Source organism: Cohnella massiliensis, assembly GCF_900169535.1.
GTDB classification, from domain to species: Bacteria; Bacillota; Bacilli; order Paenibacillales; family Paenibacillaceae; genus Cohnella; species Cohnella algarum.
Genome location: NZ_LT821259.1, coordinates 3,090,503 through 3,110,219, shown reverse-complemented (window position 1 = coordinate 3,110,219; position 19,717 = coordinate 3,090,503). Strand labels below are relative to the sequence as shown.

The window sequence follows — 19,717 nt, the reverse complement described above, 5'->3', positions numbered from 1 at the left end:
TGAAATCGACGGTCGTTAATCTTGCCGCGAAAAGGGGACGATGGCTTGCTCGGATTTGGGATATTGCTGCTCTTTAATTTGATTGGCCTGGGACTGAAAGAAGGGCTGGACATACCGATGCCGGCCAACTTGATCGGCCTTATTTTGTTTACGCTGGCGCTTTACGCGAAGCTCGTCAAACTCGAATGGGTCGAGGCTGCCGCGGAATTTTTGACGAAGCATATGATGCTGTTTTTTATTCCGTTTATCGTCAGCGCCATGGCGCTGCTGCCGCTGCTGGGCAAGGAGCTGCTTCCGATCGCGGCAAGCGTGCTGCTCGGTCCCGCCGTCGTCATCGCCGTTGCCGGCTTCGCGACGGCGCGGCTGCGCAAAAAGGCGGACCGGGAGGAGGCCGCTTCATGAGGCCGGAGTGGCTCGGGCAGCCGCTGTTCGGCGTCGCGCTCAGCGTCGTTTTTTACAGCCTTAGCTTGATCGCGGGCAAACGGTTCGCGTGGCTTCATCCGCTGTTCGTCAGCTCCGGCGGCATCATCTTGTTTCTCGTGCTGACGGACATCCCGTACGAGGTTTACGAAGCGGGCGGAGAAATCGTTACGTTTTTCCTCGGTCCCGCCACGGTTGCCCTGGGCGTGCCGCTATACAAATACCGGAAGCGCATCCGGGCGGAATGGGTCGCGGTGCTGGGCGGCATTACGGCCGGAGCGCTGGTGTCGATCGTCTCGACGGGGGGATTGCTGTGGGCGCTCGGCGCCTCCCGCGAGACGATCTTGTCCGCCATGCCGAAATCGGTCAGCTCCCCGATCGCGCTCGAGCTGGCAAGGCTGACCGGCGGATCGCCGGAGCTCAGCGCGACGTTGACCGTGTTGACGGGGCTGGCCGGCAGCATGATGGGCATTTCCTTGCTCCGGCTGCTGCGGATTCGCGGCGACCTGCCGATCGGCGTCGCGATCGGGACGGCGGCACACGGCATCGGCACGTCCAGGCTGCTCCGCCAGTCCGAGGCCCAGGGCAGCTACAGCGGGTTCGCGATGGCGATGAACGGAATCGTTACCGGCCTGCTGTATATTCCGATCGTATGGTGGCTTGACCGGGTATAGCCAAAAGCTATATCCGGCTATAGCATTTTGGAGTTACTTGATAGCCGGACGGATGTGATATCTTTCCTTTAGCGAAACGAAACGACGAAATCGCTAAAGGAGAAGATCGCATGAGCACGACGTTCGAACAAGCCAAGCCAAGAACGGAAACGCCTTTCCGCCATGATATCGTAGGCAGTTTTCTTCGGCCGGAGGCGCTGAAGGAAGCGCGCAGAAAGTTTCGGGACGGCGAAATCTCGTCCGCCGAATTGAAAGCGGTCGAAGACCGGGAAATCGCCAGGCTGGTCGGAAAGCAGAAGGAGGCCGGGCTGCGGGCCGTCACGGACGGCGAGTTCAGACGGTCTTGGTGGCACCTCGATTTTATGTGGGAGCTTGACGGGGTGGAGAAGGCGGTCGCCGATAAAGGTTACCCGTTCCTAGGGGCGGAGACGAGGGCCGAAACCGCGCGGCTGAACGGCAAAATCGGATTTACCCGCCACTCCTTCGTCGGCCATTTCAAGTTTTTGAAGGAGATTGCCGGTGAGGATGTCGTTGCGCGGCAGACCATTCCGGCGCCCGCGCAGCTTCTGGCGGAGCTGCAGCGTCCGGAAAACCAAGCGAGCACGGAGGCGATTTACGGCGATGCGGGAGAGCTGGTCTCCGATATCGCCAAAGCGTACAAGGCGGCGATTTTGGCCTTCTACGAAGCCGGCTGCCGCAGCCTGCAGCTGGACGACTGCACGTGGGGGATGCTGGTCGATCAAGGCTACCGGGATGGGCTTCGGCGGCAGGGAATCGACCCCGCGGACGTCGCAGAGCTGTTCGCCCGCGTCAACCGCGAAGCGGTCGCCGGGCTGCCCGCCGACCTGATCGTCGCGACGCACGTATGCCGCGGCAATTACCACTCGACCTGGGCTTCCTCGGGCGGCTATGAGCCGATCGCGGAAACGCTGTTCGGCATCGACGGCGTTAGCGCGTACTACCTGGAATTCGATACGGACCGCGCCGGAGACTTTGCGCCTCTGCGGTTCGTCAAGGAAGACCGCCAGGTCGTGCTCGGCCTGCATTCGTCCAAGTTCGGAGAACTGGAGGACAAGGAGGCCATCGTCGGCCGGATTCGGGAAGCGACGAAATACGTGGACCTCGATCGCATTTGCTTAAGCCCGCAGTGCGGGTTCGCTTCCACCGAGGAAGGGAATGTTTTGACGGAAGAGCAGCAGTGGCGAAAGCTGCGCTTCATCAAGGAAATCGCGGACGAAATCTGGTCGCGGTCCTGACGCGAAAGCCCGGCGACGAAGGGGGATGCCTCTTCGCCGCCGGGCTTTCGTTTTTCAAGATTTCCGCGTCATTCGAATGAAAAAGGAAGCGGCGAGCCCCAGCGCAAGAAGGCCTGCAAATGCGAGAAAGGGCAGAAATTCGGGCCCCGTTTCGAGCAGGGCGGCCGTCAAAACCGGGCCGATGCTGGCGCCGACGAACAAGACGAAGGTGTACAAGGAAGTGGCCGTCGCCCGGTTCCGGCCGCCGATTTCCCCGACCAGGGAGATGAGGGAGGGGACGACGACCGCGATGCCCGACACGAAAACGACGCTCATCGCGACGTAGGCATACAAATCCTTCGCGAAGCCCATCGTCAGCATACCCGCGACCGCCAGCAGCAGTCCCGTTCGGAGCACCGGCAGCGTGCCCCATCGTCCGCACATTCGCCCCGCGAAAAAAGAAAGCGCCATGCCGGCGATGCCGACGGAACGGACGCCGAGGATTTGACGATCGCCAAGCGAAAAAGGCGGCTCCCGGAGAAAAGAGCCGAGCGCGCTGTACATGCCAACGAAGCACAGAAGCAGCAGCACGGCGATGCCGTAGCACAGCCGCAAGTCCGGATTGGCCAGGACGGTTTTTAAGGAAGAGCCGTCCGGTTTGCGTTTGGCCGCGTTCGCCTGCGCGGGCGCGGGAGGCAGCCATACGACGAGCAGAAGCGCGGCGAACAAATAAACGGCCGAAAGGGCGCCGAATACGCCGCGCCAGCTCCACAGCTCCACTAGCGAGCTCGCCCACACCTGGCCGAATATCCCCGCCATCAGAAACCCCGAACTGATAAAGCCGATCGCGGTAATGCGTTTGTCGGGCGGAAAAACTTCGCCCGCGTACGTAAGCGCGACGGGAGAAAACGCGGCCGCCGCGGCGCCTTGCAGGCACCGGAAAAAAATCAGCCCCCCGAATCCGGTAACGAAAGCGCCGCCCAGCGTGGCCAGCGCAAGGACGGAAAGCCCGGCGACGATGACCCGTTTTCGCCCGAGGCGATCCGAAATCGGCCCGTAAATCAGGCAGCCCGCGGCAAAAAAAAGCGAAAAGGCGCTTCCGGCCAGGGAGGCCTTGTCCGGGGAGACGTTAAACTGTTGCGCAAATACGGGAACAAGCGGGACGGTCATATACAAGGATGAAAGAATCGACAGCGCGGATCCGAACAATAAAGCGCGAATGAGCCCGTAACGAGCGTGAACCCAGGGCGGGTTGGCAAAACGTTTCATGATAGCTCCTTCTAAACAGATGATCATCAGATGTTTGATGAGGATAACGATACTCTTTTGGCTATGAATTCGTCAAGTTTTTAACTCAAATTCGTCAGGTATAGTTACATACCGTCCGAAAAAAGTGCTTGTATTTTCGAAAAACCGCTTCTATAATGTGATCCATGTAATAAAAAATGACTCGATTGTCTTGCGAGAAACGAAATCTGACATAAGGCGGTGTTGACGATAACGGCTCCTGCAGGTTTTAAAGCCATTCCCCGGAGAAAGCTGGTCGACGAAGTATTGGATCAACTGCAATCGATTATCCATTCCGGCCGGTACAAGAGCGGCGATAAGCTTCCGCCCGAACCCGAACTGATGAAGCTGCTGGCCGTCGGAAGATCGACGGTGCGCGAAGCGGTCAAAATTCTTATGCATGCGGGAGTGCTCGAGGTTCGGCAGGGCGACGGGACTTATATTCGCGCCTCCGCTCCGTCCCTGATCAACGTGAGACAAACGCTCGTTCCCGGAAACTACGCGCAAATCCTGGAGGTTCGCCGGATTTTGGAAATCGAAATCTCGGGCCTGGCGGCGATTCGGAGGACGGAAGAGGATCTCGCGTTCATGCGGTCATGCCTGGACCGGCGAAACGTCGCGCTGGAAAAAGGACAGTACGCGGAGTACGTCGAGGCGGATATCGCCTTCCACATGGCCGTCTCCCAAGCGGCGCATAACGAAGTTTTGGCGGAAATGTACAAAGCGATCGCCGAAAGCCTGAAGGAAATGCTGAGCCAGCTGATTTTGGATACGCGGCGATACGAAGACAACACGGCTTACCACGAAGAAATATACGCGGCCATTGCAGCGGGGGACGGCGACGCTGCGAAAAACGGCGCAATCCGGAACCTGGACGCGGTCATGCGAAACCCGTCTTTTCTTTAAATCGCAAACATCAGATGATCTATCCTTTCTACGGGTCAAACATCTGATGATATGCTGAATTTTCTGGTTTTGCTTTGCAAACGACCTTAACAAAAGGAGTGACCTTTCATGAACCACGATCACGACCGCCCGGACGAACAGGCGCTGCAGGTGGGTATCGAAGAAAAGCTGTCGCTTGGCGCCAATCTGACCTACGGATTTCAGCATTTGCTGGCGTTGACGGGCATTTTCCTGTTTCCGGTCCTGATCGGCCAAGCGATGGGGCTCGACACGGGTACGATCGGCTATATGATTCAGGCGTGCTTCCTGACCACGGGCATCGTCACGATTTTGCAATCCGGGAGGATGCTGAAGCTTCCGGTCGTTCAGGGGCCGACGGCGGCTTTTTTCGTTGCCGTTATGTCCGCCGGCGCAAGCGTGGGGCTGGGCACGGCTTTCGGCTCGATGGCCGTCGCCGGCTTGATCTTTATGCTTCTGTCCATTCCGATTCGCAAGTTCGGCCTGATCGGCCATGTGAACAAATTCATTTCTCCCCCGATCGTTTACGGGACGCTGCTCGTCATTATCGGGGCGCAGTTGGCCGACATCGGGCTGAAAAACTGGTTCGGCAGCGCCGACGTCGGCATCAATTTCGCCGCATCCATCGTAACGGTCGTTTGCGTGCTCGCGCTGATGGTGTTCGGCGGAAAAACGATTCTCCGGCGCGGCGCCCTGCTCTGGGGGATCGCGCTTGGAACGGTATTTTACCTCATATTCGGCAGTTCGGACTTTTCCGCGGTGGCTTCGGCCCGATGGATCAGTCTGCCGGAAATTTTCCCGTTCGGCTTCGGCGTTTCCGTTCCGGTCGTCATTTTGATGCTGCTCGCGTTTTTGCAGGCTTCCGCTGAAGCGGTCGGCATGTACACGCTGCTGACGAAATGGGGCAAGCAAAAGCTCGATGCCGAACGCGTCAATCGCGGCCTGTTCGGCGAATTTTTCGGCTGTACGCTGGGCGCCGTATTCGGAGGACTCGGCACGACATCCTATCCCGAGAACATCGGCATCGTGCGCGTGTCCGGAATCGGCAGCCGGTTCGTCACGATGACGGCGGGCATTATGGCGGTCATCCTGGGACTCATTCCGAAGGTCGGGCTGTTTATCGCCTCGCTGCCAAGCCCGGTTTTGTCGGCGGCGTCCACGGTGTTATTCGGGATTATCGCCATCAGCGGCATTCAAATGGTGAGCAAAGTCGTATGGGACGAGCTGAATCTGGTCGTGGCGGGCTCCTCGTTCATCATTTCGCTCGGCACGATGTACTTGCCCGAGGAATTGACCGCCGATTTGCCGCTGGCAATTCAGAGCATCGTCACGCAGCCGATGCTGGTCGGCGTCGTTATGCTGATCGTGCTGAACACGGTCGTCAACATCTGGATCCGGCCGAGACTCGAACGCCGAGCTCGGGACGCGCAAGGCCCGGCCCCGGCGGCGGAAGCTTGAGCGGACGACTGGCGGCCGGTATTGAGGGTTGATAGCCGGATGATGGGCGAATAGCGATCGCAAATCTTTTATATCATCATATATGGGAGCTGGTTGACATGAGCATCAAAAACAAAGTGAAGTGGGATATCGACCCGAAAAGGACGGCCGTCATCGTCGTCGATATGCAAAACGTGTTTTGCAAACCGGACGGGGCGCTTTACGTTCCGCGGGCCGAGGGGATTATCGGCAACGTCAAGCGATTGACGACGACGGCGAGAAGCGCCGGGATGCCCGTCATTTACCTTCGCCATATCGTGCGCGGGGACGGCAGCGACAGCGGCAGGATGAAGGACATGTACCCGAACACGGACGAAATCTTGAAGCGGGGGACGCACGGCGTGGAAATTATCGACGAGTTGGCGCCGGAGCCGCAGGACATTATCGTCGACAAGCTGTTTTACAGCGGGTTTCACGATACGGATCTGGACACGATTCTTCGGGTGCATGACGTCAATACGATTATCATTTGCGGCACGGTGACCAACGTTTGCTGCGAAACGACGGTCAGGGACGGCGCCCACCGCGAGTACAAGGTCATCTTTCTCAGCGACGCGAACGCGCCGATGGATTACCCGGACATGGGGTGGGGGGAACTATCCGCCGAAGAAATTCAGCGCGTGACGCTGACCGTCATCGCGTACGAATTCGGCCAGGTCTCGCCGACCGCCGACATTGTCGCGGAGATCGAAGCCAAATCGGCCGCCATGTCCTCGGCTGCAGGGCGGCAAGCGTAACGGAATCGGAAACCGCAGTAGGGGCGAAGGTTTGCCGTGAAAAAGCGGTCGCCGGCGGACGGAACGGGCATAGCCCCGTCAAGCAGACAGGTAAAAAAGACGTTTGGATTAGGCGGCGATCGATTCCCGGCATTCAACCGGGGAAAGGTCGCCGAGTTTTTTTCTGGAACCGTTCGGTGTTTAAAAGTGAATGTATTCCTACGCTGGATTTTGTCCAATCATGGGAGCGGAAAACGGGGAAATCGTTGCCTAGAGTGGATTTAATCCAACGAGGAACTTAGAAATTGAACGAAATCGCCAAAAATGCCTCGCCAGATTGGACAAAATCCAATGAAGCCGAAAGGATTCGTGAAAAAGCCGATTTTGATTGGATAATTTCCAATCAAGCTTCGCCGAACCTCGCAGCAACAGCCTTCCGACGACGCCGGAAGCGCCGGCAACGAATATTTTTACAAATCATGGTTGCAATATATGTCGATTCGATATACATTAAGTATCGAATCGACATATTTTCATGCGGAGGCCGCTTCATGTACGAATTGTTTGTGTTGGGCCAGTTGATGACGGGAGACAAGCACGGTTATTTGCTTCAGGAAAGCTTGAAGCGGGCGATCGGGCCGTTTCGCCGGATCAGCTCGGGAACGCTGTACCCCCTGCTGGGGCGAATGGCGGACCAGGGCTGGATCCGCCTGCGGATCGAAGAGGAGCAGGAGGGGGGACGTCCCCGCAAAATCTACGGCCTGACGGCGTCGGGACGAGAACGGTTCATGGAGCGAATGGCGAAGCCGCTCGAGTACGACATGGACATCGAGCTGACGTTCCGGTTCAAGATGGCTTGCTTCCCCTTCGTCTCCAAGGGAGTCCGCATCGCCTGTCTCGAGCAGTACCTGCAATATTTGGACGACAACCTCGAATACGTTCAAGCCGAAGAAAAGGTCATCGCCAAAAAGCCGGTCCCCGAACCGATCCGCTTCCAAATGCTGCGGAGCTTCGATTACCGGAAGCATGTCGGATTGGCTGAAATCCGTTGGGTGACGGCGGAGTTGGAGCGGATTCAAGCGGAGGATGATTGAATGCGGGGAGGGAATCGGATGGAACGTCTATGGACGAAATCGTTTGTCGGCTTGAGCGCGGCCATGCTGTTTTTGTTCACGGGGTTTTACTTTTTGCTGCCGACGCTGCCGCTTTATTTGCAGGAGCTGGGAGGCAGCGAATCGCAGATCGGACTCGCGACCGGCGCGTTTACGCTGGCCGCCGTCCTGTTTCGCCCGTTCGCCGGCGGGCTGATGGACCGGTTCGGGAGAAGGCCGTTTATGCTGTGGGGCCTTGCCTTTTTCATTTTGTTTATGTGCTTGTACGACTGGATCGGCGGCATTTTCATGCTCGTGGTCCTGCGTTTTTTGCACGGGGCGAGCTGGGCGTTTTCCACGACGGCCGTCTCGACGTCCATTACGGACATCGTTCCTCCCGCCCGCCGCGGCGAGGGCATGGGCTGGTTCGGAATGGCGATGACCGCGGCGATGGCGGTCGGGCCGCTCATCGGTCTGTCGATCGTGGAGAGCCTTTCCTTTTCCGAGCTGTTTCGGTTCGCGGCGGGATTCGCGGCCGTCGCCCTCCTGCTCGCCTTTGCCGTGCGCATTCCGTTCCGGCCCGCCGCGGGGAACCGCAAAATGGTCGTCGCGGAAAAGTCGGTTTTGCCCGTAGCGGCCGCCGTCTTTTTTCTGACTGTGTCGTACGGGGGGATCACCACTTTTCTTCCGCTCTTTTCCGAAACGATCGGCGTCAACTCCGGCACGTTTTTCCTCGTGTACGCGATCGCGTTGGCTTTGACCCGTCCCGTGGTCGGCAAACTGTCCGATTCGCGCGGCGAAGCGGCCGTCATCCTTCCCGCGCTCGCGATTACGGCGCTGGCTCTGCTTAATCTTAGCTTCGCGAGCGGTCTGCCGGGCGTCATCGTCTCGGCCGTGCTCTATGCCGTCGGTTTCGGCTCGGCCCATTCGGCGCTGCAGGCGGCGAACTTGCGGCTAGCGAATCCGCAGCGGCTGGGAGCCGCCAACGCGACTTTTTTTACCGCGTTCGACTTGGGGATCGGGCTCGGCTCCATCGTTCTCGGTCTTGTGTCGCAGCTTGCCGGGTACGAGGTTTTGTTTGCCGTATGCGCCGGGTCGACGGGTTTGGCCGCCGTCATGTTCGGCGTTTTTGCGAAACGGCCGCTGCAGCGGCGCAGGGCGGAGGACGCCTTGCGGGAACCGGCCGGCAAAGTGCTATAATCGAAGGCGCATTCGAACAGAGGCAAAACGGATTTACGGGGAGACACGTTCCGCTCGACGCGGCGGACCGGCTTCATGTCGGAGGCGTGCCGATCAATGGCATTCCGATGTTCCGCGTCGACCATTTGCCGTACGGCGGAGTCAAGCAAAGCGGCATCGGCCGCGAGGGAATTCGTTATGCGGTCGAGGAAATGCTGGAGACGAAGCTCGTCGTTTTTAACCGGAATCGATCCCGCAAAGCCTTTCCAGATGGACCGATGTATGGTATATTGATTGCGAACACTTGTTCTTATAACATGCATGATTTGCATTCAATGCGAAATGCTGCCGAAGGAAGGTGCGTTGCCGATCGAACGCTATCCGGAAATCGACGAGGTCGTCGCTTACATTCACCGCCATTTGGACGAGCCGCTCACGTTGGACAGGCTGGCTCGCTACGCCGCCTACAGCCCGTACCATTTTACCCGCGTCTTCAAGGAAAGGATCGGTCTCTCGCCGCAATACTATGTCTCCGCCCTCCGCTTGCAGAAGGCGAAGGAACTGCTGCTGCACACGAATATGAAAGTGCGGGATATCGCGATGGAAATCGGGCAAAACAGCCTGGGCACGTTCACGACCCGGTTCACCGAACGAATCGGCGTTACGCCTGCGGATTTCCGGAACTCGGCCCACCAGGCGAACCGCCACTTGCTGGAGCTGCGGGATTTGCGGAATTTTGGGGATCCGGGGGACTTTCGACGGCAGGAGCCTTCGTTCGGGGTGTCCCGCTTGCCGGCCGGCTGCGGTCAAGTCGAAGGAACGATAACGGCGGAAGCGCCGTTCGAGGGGGTCGTGCTGATCGGACTGTTCGCAAAGCCGATTCCCGAAGGCATTCCGCTGCACGGTACGCTTACGAGGCTGCCGTCCCCGGCCACGTTCCGCTTTGAGAACGTCGAACCGGGCACGTATTACTTAATGGCGACGTCGGTTTCCTGGAGCATGCAAGCCAACGACATGCTGCTGCCGCAGGCCACGTTGCGCACCCGCTCCCGGCAGCCGATCGTCGTCGGGCCTTGCTCGCCCTTCCACAACCTGGAGGTGCGGTTGTATCCCCCGCGTCTGGACGATCCGCCGATCCTGATTTCCCTGCCGCTGTTGATGAAGCGCTTCCTTCATCGGGCGGAGCAGGCGGCCCGCTAAACGGAAGAACGCAACGCTGTCCGGGGCTGACCGACCGTCGTCATGCGGCGCAACACCTTAAGCCTGCGATTCTTTTCGATTGCGGAGCCGGAGTCAAATCCGATGCGATCTTCGATATTCGGAGGGGCGGATGCCGAACGCCGACAGGAAGACGCGGCTCAAGTACGGGCCCGTCTCGTACCCGCACCGTTCGGCAATCCGGTCCAGGCTGAGCGTCGTTTCCTTCAGCAGGCAGCAGGCAAGCCGCAGCCGCTGCTCTTTGACGTAGTCCGAGGGGAGAAGACCGTAAGCCCGCTGAAACCGCCTCGTCAATTGAACCGGCGTCAACCCGAGCGATCCGGCGATTTGGCCCATCGCCTGCATTTCCCCCGTCTGCCAGCTGCTGTCGAGCAGCCGCTTCGCTTTCGCCATCAACGGATCGATCGGTTCCGCGCCGGGCGGCCGATCGTCCGCCGTCAGCCGCTCCGTTTCGCGCAGCATCAGCAGATCGTTGAACAAATGCGCCGCCCTGCTTCTTGTCTCTTCGCCGGTTTGCCCGTAAGCCAGCTCCAAATACCGATAGTCCGACGCGAGCCTTTCGGTATCGCCGATCGTCAGGCGAACGCCGAGCCGGGCGCCCGCTCCGCCCTCCGCGGAGGAAAGATGAAAATGAAACACGTGGAAAGAAAGCGGCGACAACGTCTCGCGCCCAAACCATTCACCAGGCGGACACGCGATCAAATCCCCGAATCCGGCTTCCCCGGTCTCCTCGCCGATCCGATAGCGAAACGTCCCTTCCGTCACGGCAAAGATCGTCCAATAATCGTACCGGTCCCGCGACAGGTCGAACTTCGGCTTGCGGCGCCAGTAGATGTGATGAAGCAATTCGAACGCGGCCATCCGGCAGCTCTCCTTTTGAAATAAGAGATATGCTCTATTGTAATGGAATGCATTCTTTTTGATAAGCGGTCGTTTTATGATTGAAAAAAAGGATACAAATTAACATGATTCGATCATGCGACCAGGAGGAACCGGCGACATGAAACATGAAATCGTGCAATCGGACATTACGGTTGTCGGAGGCGGATTGGCGGGCGTCTGCGCGGCCATCGCCGCGGCGAGACAGGGGAGAACGGTAGCGCTCGTGCAAAACCGGCCGGTGCTCGGAGGCAACTCCAGCAGCGAGGTGAGGGTGTGGGTATGCGGCGCCACGGCTCACGGCACGAACCGGTACGCCAGGGAAACGGGAATCATGGGCGAGCTGTTCGTCGAAAATCAGTACCGGAATCCGGAGGGAAATCCGTATTTCTGGGATCTTGTCGTTCTGGAAGCGGTAAAAGCCGAACCGAACATCCGGTTGTTTCTCAATACCGACGTTCATGAAGCGGAGGCGGGGGAAGAGGAGGGCCAGCGCGTCATCCGGTCCGTAACGGGCTGGATGATGGGCTCCGAGCGGCGCATCCGGTTCGAGAGCCGGATGTTTCTCGATTGCACCGGCGACGGGCTTGTCGGGTTTTTGGCCGGAGCGGAGTTCCGGCTCGGCCGCGAAGCCCGCAGCGAGTACGGCGAGGAGTGGGCGCCGGAAGTCGCGGACGACATTACGCTCGGCAGCACGCTTCTGTTTTATACGAAGGATACGGGCAAGCCGGTCCGCTATGTCCCGCCGTCGTTCGCGAAAGATATCGCGACGACGTCGATTCCGTTGAAGCGCGTCATCCGCAGCGGAGACAACGGCTGCCATTACTGGTGGATCGAATGGGGCGGGGAGCTCGATACCGTTCATGAAAACGAGCGCATCCGCGACGAGCTGTGGTCGGTCATTTACGGCATTTGGGATTACATCAAAAATTCCGGAAAATTCGACGCCGAAACGATGACGCTCGAATGGGTCGGCTCGCTGCCGGGCAAGCGCGAATACCGCCGCTTCGTCGGGGACTACGTGCTGAACCAGAACGACATTCTCGCGCAGCGGCCGTTCGACGATCGCATCGCGTTCGGGGGCTGGTCGATCGACCTGCATCCGCCGCAAGGAATGTACGCGACGGAGAGCGGATCGAAGCATCTGCACGCGGATGGCATTTATCACATTCCGTTCGGCTCGCTCTATTCGCGAAACGTCGAAAATCTGCTGTTCGCGGGGAGGAACGTCAGCGCTTCTCACGTCGCGTTCGGCACGACGCGGGTGATGGCGACGTGCGCGGTAATGGGCGAAGCGGCCGGCGCCGGCGCCGCGCTGTGCGTCGGCAAAGGCGTCACGCCGCGCGAGCTGCGGGAGCGGCACATGCGGGAGCTGCAGCAGACGATGCTGAAAAGCGACGCCTCGATTATCGGCCTCCGCAACGAGGACGAGGCCGATCTTGCGCGGAGGGCTTCCGTCAGCGCTTCGAGCGCGATGACGCGCATCCGGGTCGATCGGGCCGAAACCGCCTATCCGCTTGCAGCGGACGTCGGCATTCTGTTTCCGGTCGACGGGCCGATCGGCAAGCTCGAGCTGCTCGCGGAGGCGGACGAGGACACCGTGCTGCGGGCGGAGCTGTGGGATACGGGCAGGCCGGAAAACTACGTGCCGAAGACGAAGCGGGAGGAGTGCGAGGTGAAGGTAGCCGCGGGCGAGCGCGCCTGGGTAACGCTGCCGCTTTCGGGCGGCGCGTTCGAATCGCCCGCCAACGCGTTCCTGATCGTCCGCGCCAACGGGCGCGTCCGCCTGTTCGATTCGCTCGAACCGGTAACCGGCGTGCTCGCGTTCGAAAGGGGGGCGAAGCCGGTCGTCTCCTCCGATCTGGAGGATCACCAGCCGGATCAGCCGGTGATCGAATGGTCGATGCGGGGGCGAGCAAGGCGCCCGTTCTGCTTCGCCGCCGATTCCGGCGCGTACGGCCCGGACAAGGCGATCGACGGCTTCGCCCGTCCTTACGGCGGCCCGCACATGTGGGTGTCCGAGCCGCTGGCCGAAGGACGCGCCGAATGGCTCGAACTGGCCTGGGAGTCGCCCGTTCATGCGGCGGAAATCCATTTGACGTTCAACGACGACGTCAACGAGGACTTGATCAATCTTCACCACCACGAAACGCCGTTCCCGATCATCCCCGAGCTGGCGCGCCGGTATCGGCTGGAGGTTCCCGACGGCGCGGGCTGGAGAACGATCGCCGAAGCATCCGGCAACCGGAAGCGCAAGCGCGTGCACAGGCTGGATCAAGCCGTCGCGGCCGACCGCCTGCGCCTCGTCGTCGAGGAGACGAACGGCGGCCCGCGTGCGGAGCTCGTCGAAATAAGGGTCTATGGCGATTGAGGCGTTCGGGAGCTTGGCGGCTATACGGTTTCGGCACGCAGGCTGACCGCGTTCCGCCCGTTCCGTTTCGATTCGTATAGAGCGGCGTCCGCGTCGCGCAGCAGCGATTCCAGCGTGTCGGCGCCGTCCGCGATTTGGGCGACGCCGAAGCTGGCGGTGATGCGGACGCGGGCGTTTTGCGTTTCCAGCGGCTCGCTGCTTAGGGCGATCCGCAGCCGATCCGCGAGGGCGGCCGCAGCCTCGATGCCGGTTCGGGGAAGGCAGATGGCGAATTCCTCGCCGCCGTAGCGGGCGAACAGCATGTCCGGCGAGAGCAGCCGGCGGATCGCGGACACGGCGAATACGAGCGCCCGATCCCCGGTTTCGTGTCCGTACGTGTCATTGATCCGCTTGAAATGATCGATGTCGAACAACACGAGCGAGAAGGGGGAGCCTGAAGATTGGGCTTCCTCCAGCATCTTTTTGCCCCGGAGCAGAAATTGCGTGCGGTTCAGCAACTGCGTCAGGCCGTCATAATACGCAAGCTGCCGGAGCCGGTCCTCCAGCCGCTTCTGCTCCGTCACGTCGATCAGCATGAGCAGCGTGCCGAGCGAGTCGCCTCTTTTGCTCGTCACCGTCGAGGAACGGACGAGATAGGTCGCCGCGCGCCCTCCGTTCGTCCACTGAAGCTCTTCTTCCGCTCCGTCCAGGCTGCGGACGGCGGGAAAGGCGGTTCCCGTCATTCCGATCCAGGCTTCGTCCAGCGTTTTGCCGATGACGCGGCTGCCGAACGCGGGCAGCATTTCGCCCAGCGCGCGGTTGAAGTCGACGATCCGTCCGGCCGCGTCAAGGACGATGACGCCTTCCTTCATGCTTTCGAAGATGCTGTCCTTGGCAATCGGCACGATCGTCAGCATGCGGCTGGTGACGATCGCCCAGATGTACATGGCGGAGGTCAGGCACAGCACGACGGGCACCGGGTCCATTCCTTGCGGCGTCACGCCCATTAAATAAAGAAAAGCCGCCAAAATGGGGACGATCTGCGAAAGGATCAGGACGGCAAGCTGCAGCCTGTACGTTTTTTTCGTCTGTTTCCATCGCCGGAGCAGCAGGACGAAGCCGGCAAGCAGGCAGCCGAACGTATAGGCGCCGTGAACGATGAACCACTCTCCGACGACGATGTCCACGAGCGGCTTCGGGGAAGATTCCCGCAAATAAATCGACTGGTAAAACAAGTGATGGAAGTCGTTCGTCGCCACCATCGCGAGCGTAATGGCGGGGATGACGAACATCGCGGCGGCCGCTTTGCGGGCAACGGTCCGGCCCGTGTAGCGCATAACGAGAAGCAGGCCGAGCACGACGGAAAACGGCATCCCGACATATTCCACGACGATCCAGCGCTTGATTTCCGCCAGCGTGTCGCTGGCGAGCTCGAACGCGTAACCGAAAATATAAATGGCAAGCGCCGCATTGTAGAGCACGAACAGGCTTGCGCTAGGAACGCTTTTCCGCTTGAGAAAGGCGTACAGGCCAAGAAAAACGCTGAGCACTCCCGAAGTTGCGGCCAGCGTGATAAAGATGGTAATTTGCGATTCCATCGATTCCGTTCCCCGCTGTCAAAAAACGTCGACTTCCTCTCTAATATTACTAGAAGCGGAGCGGGTTAGAAATCATTTTTTTAAGTCGAAAGTCCCGCCGCGGAGGACGGCAAGGCCGCAATTAGGCTCGCCGTTACCCGGATTGGCGCACGATCAGTTCGGCCGAGAGCACGATTTTCTCGCGAAGCGCATGCGGCTGCGCAAGGCGACGGAGCAATGCATGCACCGCCCGCGCCCCGAGCTGCTCCTTGGCAAGGTGGACGGTCGTCAGCGGCGGACGCGCGGCTGCCGACGGCTCGATATTGTCGATGCCGACGATGCGGCACGGATGCGGTACGCCGATGCCGGCCTCTTCCAGCGTCTCGGCGAGCGCCATGGCGATGCGGTCGTTGGCGCAAACGAATCCGTCCGGGACTCCCTCGTCTCCGGCTTCGATTACGCGCCGCCGGAGATGCTGGGCGAAGTCGCCGGACCCGTACGGCACCGTCCATTTTCGCAGGACGCATCCGGTCTCCGGGCGCGTCTTCTTCCATTCGTCCGCCGTCAGCTTGCAGCCCCACCACCGCTCCTTGAAGCTGACGGCGAACCGGTCCCGGCCGACGAACGCCAACTTTCGGCAGCCTTGCGAAAGCAGATGGCTGCACGCGAGCCGCGCCGCCTCCAGATTGTCGTTCCATACGGTATCCGCGCGCACGAGCGGATCGTCGTGATCGATCACGACGACAGGCGCTTTCAGCCGGTTCAGGGCAAGCAGACGCTGCCGCGGGACGGAACCCATAACGATGACGCCCGCCGCCGTCTCCGGCCGCCCGCCCGGATCGTCCGCGAATCGCATGCCGAATCCCGCCTCCCGGCATGCCGCTCCGATGCCCTCCAGCACCCTTTTCCAAAAATCCGGTTCTTCGCGGTATTCCGGCCTGACTTCGATCGCGATAACGGGCGCGGCCGGTTCGGCCAAAGACGGTTTGCCGGCCAGTATCGGCGTGTCGGCGAACAACGGCGTGTCGCCGGACGGCAGCGTGTCGCCGGGGGACGGCAGCGTTCGGCGTGACGGCACGGGCGCGAAGGGAAGCGGCGAAGCCTGCGCCCCCGCGCGAACGGGCTTGCTTCGGTAGCCCAGCGTTTCCGCCATCTCCAGCACCCGAAGTCGCGTTTCTTCGCCGATTCCCGGTTTCCCCGACAGCGCCTGGGACACGGTATATTTCGATACGCCGAGCCGGTCGGCGATCGTCTGCATCGAAACTTTGCGCAAAGCGAACATCTCCTTCGGCTAAAGCCGGCATTATTCATAATGCCGAAAAACGGAAAATCTCCTGTTGACATCCTCGGAGAAACGGCTTACATTGTCCGTGATTTGAGGTTAAGAGCCTAACAAACCTAACAAAAATTATATCAAATCCAATGTCCGATTCAAGGAGGAACTATGAGCAAAATCGTCGTTTTCTACGATCCGGATTTTCCGTACGAGGGAACCCGTCCCGATGAGGAAACGCTGGCTTCATTAGGCCGTTCGTTCGTCATCGCGGGCGCGGCCGGTTTGGGCGAAGCGCTCGCCGAGGCCGATGTTTTCGTCCATTTGCACGGTTCGCATTTCCCGAAGGAGGCGTGGCCGTCCGTCTTGCGGCATGTCCGCTCCGGCAAAGGCCTCGTTTCGATCGGAGGCGCGCCGTTCCGGATCCCCGTCAGGCCCGACGGCAGCGGCTGGTTGGCCGAACCCGAACAAACCGCGTATCACCGGCAGCTGCACATTCACGAGGCGCTGCACATCGATCCCGCGCCGATCTCCCGGCTTGCGCACAACCCGGATCTTCCGCTTTTCCGGCAGGAATCGCTGTTCACGGTCGAAGCCGCCCGCGGCCTCGTCCTTCATGCCACGTGGGCCGACGACAAGCCGGACGAGCTCGGAACGTCCGGTCCGATGGACGCCCACATTTATCCGCTGCTGACGGGCGTCGGCGGCGTTCCCGAACGGGAGCTGGCGGCGCCGGCAGTGCTTCTGGAGCATACGAAAGGCGAATTCGCGGGAGGCCGCTGGATCTTCGTTACGCAGCCGGTCCGCGAGGCGTTCTGGTGCGCTGCCGGACTCGAGGCTCTAACCGAATGGGCGAGCTTCGTCGCCGCGGGCGTTACCGAAATGTGGCTCAAAACCGCTTTCGCCACGTACGATCCGGGCGACCGCGCGGCCCTGACGCTGCAAATCCAGCGGCTTGCGCGGACGGAAGGGCAATCGGGCGCGGCGTCCGGGCGATCGCAGACTTGGCGCGCCCGGCTGAGCGTCCGGAAAGCGAAAACGTCAGCCGCGGCCGCCCCCGAGACGCGAGTCGGGCATCCGAAATCGGATTTCGATCCGGTCTGGAGCGAAGAACGCGCCGTAACGGCCGGAAGAGAGCTCGGCTTCGAGCGGTTCGTCCTGCCTTTCGAGGTGGAGGCGGGCTTTTACCTGGTCGAATGCGAGATGGCGATGCCCGATACGGGGGAGCGGCGAACGCTGCGCCAAGGGTTCTGGGGAATGGACGAAAAGCTGCTGCGGGAAGGGGAGTTCCTCCGCTGTGGCCGCGATTATTTCGAGAAAGACGGCCGCCCGTTCCCGGTCGTCGGCATGACGTATATGTCGAGCGACGTGGCGCGGAAATATTTGTTTTTGCCGAACGCGGCGGTATGGGAACGGGATATGGCCCGGATGAAACGGGCGGGCATCAACCTGATCCGCACCGGCATTTGGTCCGCCTGGCGGCAATTCATGTTCGTCGACGGGCATGCGTACGAGGAAACGCTGCGCGCCATTGACGCGTTTTTGCTGACGGCCAAGCGCTACGATCTGGAAGTGACGTTCAACTTCTTCTCGTTTACTCCGGAAATGTGGGAGGGAACGAATCCGTATCTCGACCCTCGCAGCGTCGAGGCGCAAAAGCGGTTCATCGCGGCGGTCGTTTCCCGCCATTCCGAATCGAAGCACGTGCATTGGGATTTGATCAACGAGCCGTCCCTGTTCGACCCGAAGCGGATCTTCGACGGCCCCCGTTCGGCTGGAGACCGGTACGAGCGGGAGGCGTTCGCGCGGTGGCTTCGCGATCGGCACGGCGATATCACCTTGCTCCAGGAGCGCTGGAACATGACGCCGGAGGAGCTGCCTTCGTTCGAAGCCGCGCTGCCGCCGGAACCGGGCGATATCCCGTTCGGCACGACGGAAACGATGGAGAAAAAAGGGGGGCCCTGGCTCGATTACGCGCTGTTCACGATGGAGATGCACAACCGGTGGGCGAGGCAGCTGTCGGACACGATCCGCAGCTTTCAGCCGAAGCAGCTCGTTACGGTCGGCCAGGACGAAGGGCTGGGCGCCCAGCGGCCGTCCCCGTTTTTTTACGCGGAAGCGGTCGACTATACGACCGTGCATACGTGGTGGAAAATGGACGACCTCGTCTGGGACGGCGTGTTCGGCAAGGACCCCGGCAAGCCGACGCTCGTTCAGGAGACCGGCATCATGTATGTGGAGGCGCCGGACGGGCGCGCGAAGCGAAGCGAGCTTGAGCTGAGAAACATTCTGGAGCGAAAATACGCCTACTCATTCGCGACGGGCGGGGCCGGCGCGGTGCAGTGGATTTGGAACATCAACTTTTACATGCATAACGTGAACGAATCGCATATCGGGGCGCTGCGCGCGGACGGCACGGAAAAGCCCGAGGCTGCGGTTTCGTACGATTTCGGCGCGTTTATCGGCGGCATCCGGGATTTGTTCCGCGGTCGGAAGCTTGAGGAAACGGCCATCGTGTACCCGTATTCGAACGACTTCTCCCATCGCCCGCTGGCGTGGGACGCGACGACCCGTTCCGTGCGCACGCTATCCTATCGGATGAACGTGCCTGCGCGCGGCGTCGGCGAGTATCATCTGGATGCGCTGGCGGACGCGCCGCCGAAGCTGATCGTCGTGCCGAGTCCCCACAATTTCAGCGGCGAAGCGCTGGAGCGGCTGTTATCGCACGTCGAGTCCGTCGGCGGGGTCCTGCTGTTGACGGGGCCGGTCGGACTCGACGCGTATTGGCGGCCCGCGGAGCGGCTGAAGGAGCTGCTCGGGGCGGGCGAGGTCGTCAACCTGCTGCGGGAAGAGCGGGTATCGATCGGCGGGACGGTCTGGCCCGCGTCGTTCGGGGGCGCGCGCATCGCCGACAGCTTCAAGCAGCTGGCCGAGGGCGCGTCCGGGAGCGGGCCGTCCGCGGTCGTCGAGGCGGCGCACGGCAAGGGAACGCTTCTGTGGTGCCCGCTGCCGCTCGAATTGAACGAGGACAAAGCGTCGCTGGCCGCCTTGTACCGGTTTGCGTTGGCGCGCGCAGGCGTCGCGCCCGAGCTGGAGTGGCTGTCCGGCGGGGATTTGCGGGGGGTATACGGCCGCAAGCTCGAGATGAGCGAAGGCAGCTTGTTCGTCTTCGTTTCCGAATTCGGGGAAGACGCCGATATTTCCGTCAAAGATCCCGTCACCGGCACGGTCTATTCGTTTACGTTGGAATGCGAACGGTCGGTGCTGTTCGCGGCGGATCGGGAAGGACGGCTGCTGTCGGTGTACCGACCCGGGGAAACGGCGGTAGCGGCGAAGGGAACGGCGGCACGCGGAGGGGAGACCGTCCGGGATTCGGCCGGCGGTTAAAAAGGGGAAG

At 60.7% G+C, this 19,717-nt stretch carries 15 protein-coding genes and 1 pseudogene; 12 read left to right on the top strand and 4 right to left on the bottom strand.

Going from position 1 to position 19,717, the window contains the following annotated elements; genetic code table 11:
- Window positions 1-45: 45 nt before the first annotated feature.
- From B7E11_RS28260 to B7E11_RS28250, 3 genes are all read left to right on the top strand, one after another.
- Entirely contained in the window at window positions 46-402 is a 357-nt protein-coding gene (locus tag B7E11_RS28260) for a CidA/LrgA family protein (RefSeq protein WP_080840758.1), read from the top strand.
- A complete protein-coding gene (locus tag B7E11_RS28255; protein ID WP_080840757.1) occupies window positions 399-1,094 on the top strand; it encodes an LrgB family protein in 696 nt (231 codons plus the stop codon). The genes B7E11_RS28260 and B7E11_RS28255 overlap by 4 nt, the downstream gene beginning before the upstream one ends.
- 110 nt (window positions 1,095-1,204) lie before the next feature.
- Window positions 1,205-2,350 (top strand): 5-methyltetrahydropteroyltriglutamate--homocysteine S-methyltransferase, encoded by a 1,146-nt coding sequence (locus B7E11_RS28250; protein WP_080840756.1) that lies wholly within the window; start codon window positions 1,205-1,207, stop codon window positions 2,348-2,350.
- A gap of 54 nt (window positions 2,351-2,404) precedes the next feature.
- Here B7E11_RS28250 and B7E11_RS28245 read toward each other — a convergent pair whose 3' ends face one another.
- Window positions 2,405-3,598 carry an MFS transporter gene (locus tag B7E11_RS28245; RefSeq protein ID WP_080840755.1) on the bottom strand — a complete coding sequence of 398 codons (1,194 nt, stop codon included), beginning with the start codon at window positions 3,596-3,598 and terminating at the stop codon, window positions 2,405-2,407.
- A 222-nt stretch (window positions 3,599-3,820) separates the two neighbouring features.
- Here B7E11_RS28245 and B7E11_RS28240 point away from each other — a divergent pair, with 222 nt between their 5' ends.
- From B7E11_RS28240 to B7E11_RS28210, 7 genes and pseudogenes are all read left to right on the top strand, one after another.
- A complete protein-coding gene (locus B7E11_RS28240) occupies window positions 3,821-4,522 on the top strand; it encodes a FadR/GntR family transcriptional regulator (protein WP_240353327.1) in 702 nt (233 codons plus the stop codon).
- 108 nt (window positions 4,523-4,630) lie between these two features.
- Window positions 4,631-5,998, top strand: coding sequence for a uracil-xanthine permease family protein (locus B7E11_RS28235; protein WP_080840754.1), 1,368 nt, complete (start codon window positions 4,631-4,633; stop codon window positions 5,996-5,998).
- Between the two features lie 98 nt (window positions 5,999-6,096).
- A complete protein-coding gene (locus B7E11_RS28230) occupies window positions 6,097-6,774 on the top strand; it encodes an isochorismatase family protein (RefSeq protein ID WP_080840753.1) in 678 nt (225 codons plus the stop codon).
- A gap of 530 nt (window positions 6,775-7,304) precedes the next feature.
- Complete coding sequence (locus tag B7E11_RS28225; protein ID WP_080840752.1) at window positions 7,305-7,847, top strand: PadR family transcriptional regulator; 543 nt, start codon at window positions 7,305-7,307, stop codon at window positions 7,845-7,847.
- An 18-nt stretch (window positions 7,848-7,865) separates the two neighbouring features.
- The gene (locus B7E11_RS28220) at window positions 7,866-9,044 is read left to right on the top strand and encodes an MFS transporter (RefSeq protein ID WP_080841084.1); all 1,179 of its coding nucleotides are present in this window, start codon (window positions 7,866-7,868) and stop codon (window positions 9,042-9,044) included.
- A 44-nt stretch (window positions 9,045-9,088) separates the two neighbouring features.
- Window positions 9,089-9,274, top strand: a pseudogene (locus B7E11_RS30515) (aldehyde dehydrogenase family protein); the annotation flags it as partial.
- Between the two features lie 91 nt (window positions 9,275-9,365).
- On the top strand, window positions 9,366-10,223 hold the full coding sequence (locus B7E11_RS28210) for a helix-turn-helix domain-containing protein (RefSeq protein WP_139787342.1): 858 nt from the start codon (window positions 9,366-9,368) through the stop codon (window positions 10,221-10,223).
- Window positions 10,224-10,316: 93 nt separating this feature from the next.
- On the opposite strand, the gene B7E11_RS28205 is transcribed toward B7E11_RS28210, so the two are convergent.
- Entirely contained in the window at window positions 10,317-11,102 is a 786-nt protein-coding gene (locus tag B7E11_RS28205) for an AraC family transcriptional regulator (protein WP_080840750.1), read from the bottom strand.
- A gap of 139 nt (window positions 11,103-11,241) precedes the next feature.
- On the opposite strand from B7E11_RS28205, the gene B7E11_RS28200 reads away from it, so the two are divergent.
- Window positions 11,242-13,491 (top strand): FAD-dependent oxidoreductase, encoded by a 2,250-nt coding sequence (locus B7E11_RS28200; RefSeq protein WP_080840749.1) that lies wholly within the window; start codon window positions 11,242-11,244, stop codon window positions 13,489-13,491.
- Between the two features lie 20 nt (window positions 13,492-13,511).
- On the opposite strand, the gene B7E11_RS28195 is transcribed toward B7E11_RS28200, so the two are convergent.
- Window positions 13,512-15,068: a histidine kinase N-terminal 7TM domain-containing diguanylate cyclase gene (locus tag B7E11_RS28195; RefSeq protein WP_080840748.1), complete on the bottom strand. Its 1,557-nt coding sequence runs from the start codon at window positions 15,066-15,068 to the stop codon at window positions 13,512-13,514.
- Window positions 15,069-15,201: 133 nt separating this feature from the next.
- A complete protein-coding gene (locus tag B7E11_RS29905; RefSeq protein ID WP_176220931.1) occupies window positions 15,202-16,320 on the bottom strand; it encodes a LacI family DNA-binding transcriptional regulator in 1,119 nt (372 codons plus the stop codon).
- Between the two features lie 171 nt (window positions 16,321-16,491).
- Between B7E11_RS29905 and B7E11_RS28185 the strand changes: the two genes are divergently transcribed.
- Window positions 16,492-19,707: a beta-galactosidase gene (locus B7E11_RS28185; RefSeq protein ID WP_080840746.1), complete on the top strand. Its 3,216-nt coding sequence runs from the start codon at window positions 16,492-16,494 to the stop codon at window positions 19,705-19,707.
- The last annotated feature ends 10 nt before the right edge of the window (window positions 19,708-19,717 follow it).

What these genes read in the sequence shown, in the direction of transcription:
- B7E11_RS28185 (WP_080840746.1), top strand. Translation starts at nt 16,492, where the DNA reads ATGAGCAAAATCGTCGTTTTCTACGATCCGGATTTTCCGTACGAGGGA.
- B7E11_RS28255 (WP_080840757.1), top strand. Translation starts at nt 399, where the DNA reads ATGAGGCCGGAGTGGCTCGGGCAGCCGCTGTTCGGCGTCGCGCTCAGC.
- B7E11_RS28220 (WP_080841084.1), top strand. Translation starts at nt 7,866, where the DNA reads ATGGAACGTCTATGGACGAAATCGTTTGTCGGCTTGAGCGCGGCCATG.
- B7E11_RS28210 (WP_139787342.1), top strand. Translation starts at nt 9,366, where the DNA reads ATGCTGCCGAAGGAAGGTGCGTTGCCGATCGAACGCTATCCGGAAATC.
- B7E11_RS28195 (WP_080840748.1), bottom strand. Translation starts at nt 15,068, where the DNA reads ATGGAATCGCAAATTACCATCTTTATCACGCTGGCCGCAACTTCGGGA.
- B7E11_RS28205 (WP_080840750.1), bottom strand. Translation starts at nt 11,102, where the DNA reads ATGGCCGCGTTCGAATTGCTTCATCACATCTACTGGCGCCGCAAGCCG.
- B7E11_RS28225 (WP_080840752.1), top strand. Translation starts at nt 7,305, where the DNA reads ATGTACGAATTGTTTGTGTTGGGCCAGTTGATGACGGGAGACAAGCAC.
- B7E11_RS28200 (WP_080840749.1), top strand. Translation starts at nt 11,242, where the DNA reads ATGAAACATGAAATCGTGCAATCGGACATTACGGTTGTCGGAGGCGGA.
- B7E11_RS28230 (WP_080840753.1), top strand. Translation starts at nt 6,097, where the DNA reads ATGAGCATCAAAAACAAAGTGAAGTGGGATATCGACCCGAAAAGGACG.
- B7E11_RS28250 (WP_080840756.1), top strand. Translation starts at nt 1,205, where the DNA reads ATGAGCACGACGTTCGAACAAGCCAAGCCAAGAACGGAAACGCCTTTC.
- B7E11_RS28245 (WP_080840755.1), bottom strand. Translation starts at nt 3,598, where the DNA reads ATGAAACGTTTTGCCAACCCGCCCTGGGTTCACGCTCGTTACGGGCTC.
- B7E11_RS28235 (WP_080840754.1), top strand. Translation starts at nt 4,631, where the DNA reads ATGAACCACGATCACGACCGCCCGGACGAACAGGCGCTGCAGGTGGGT.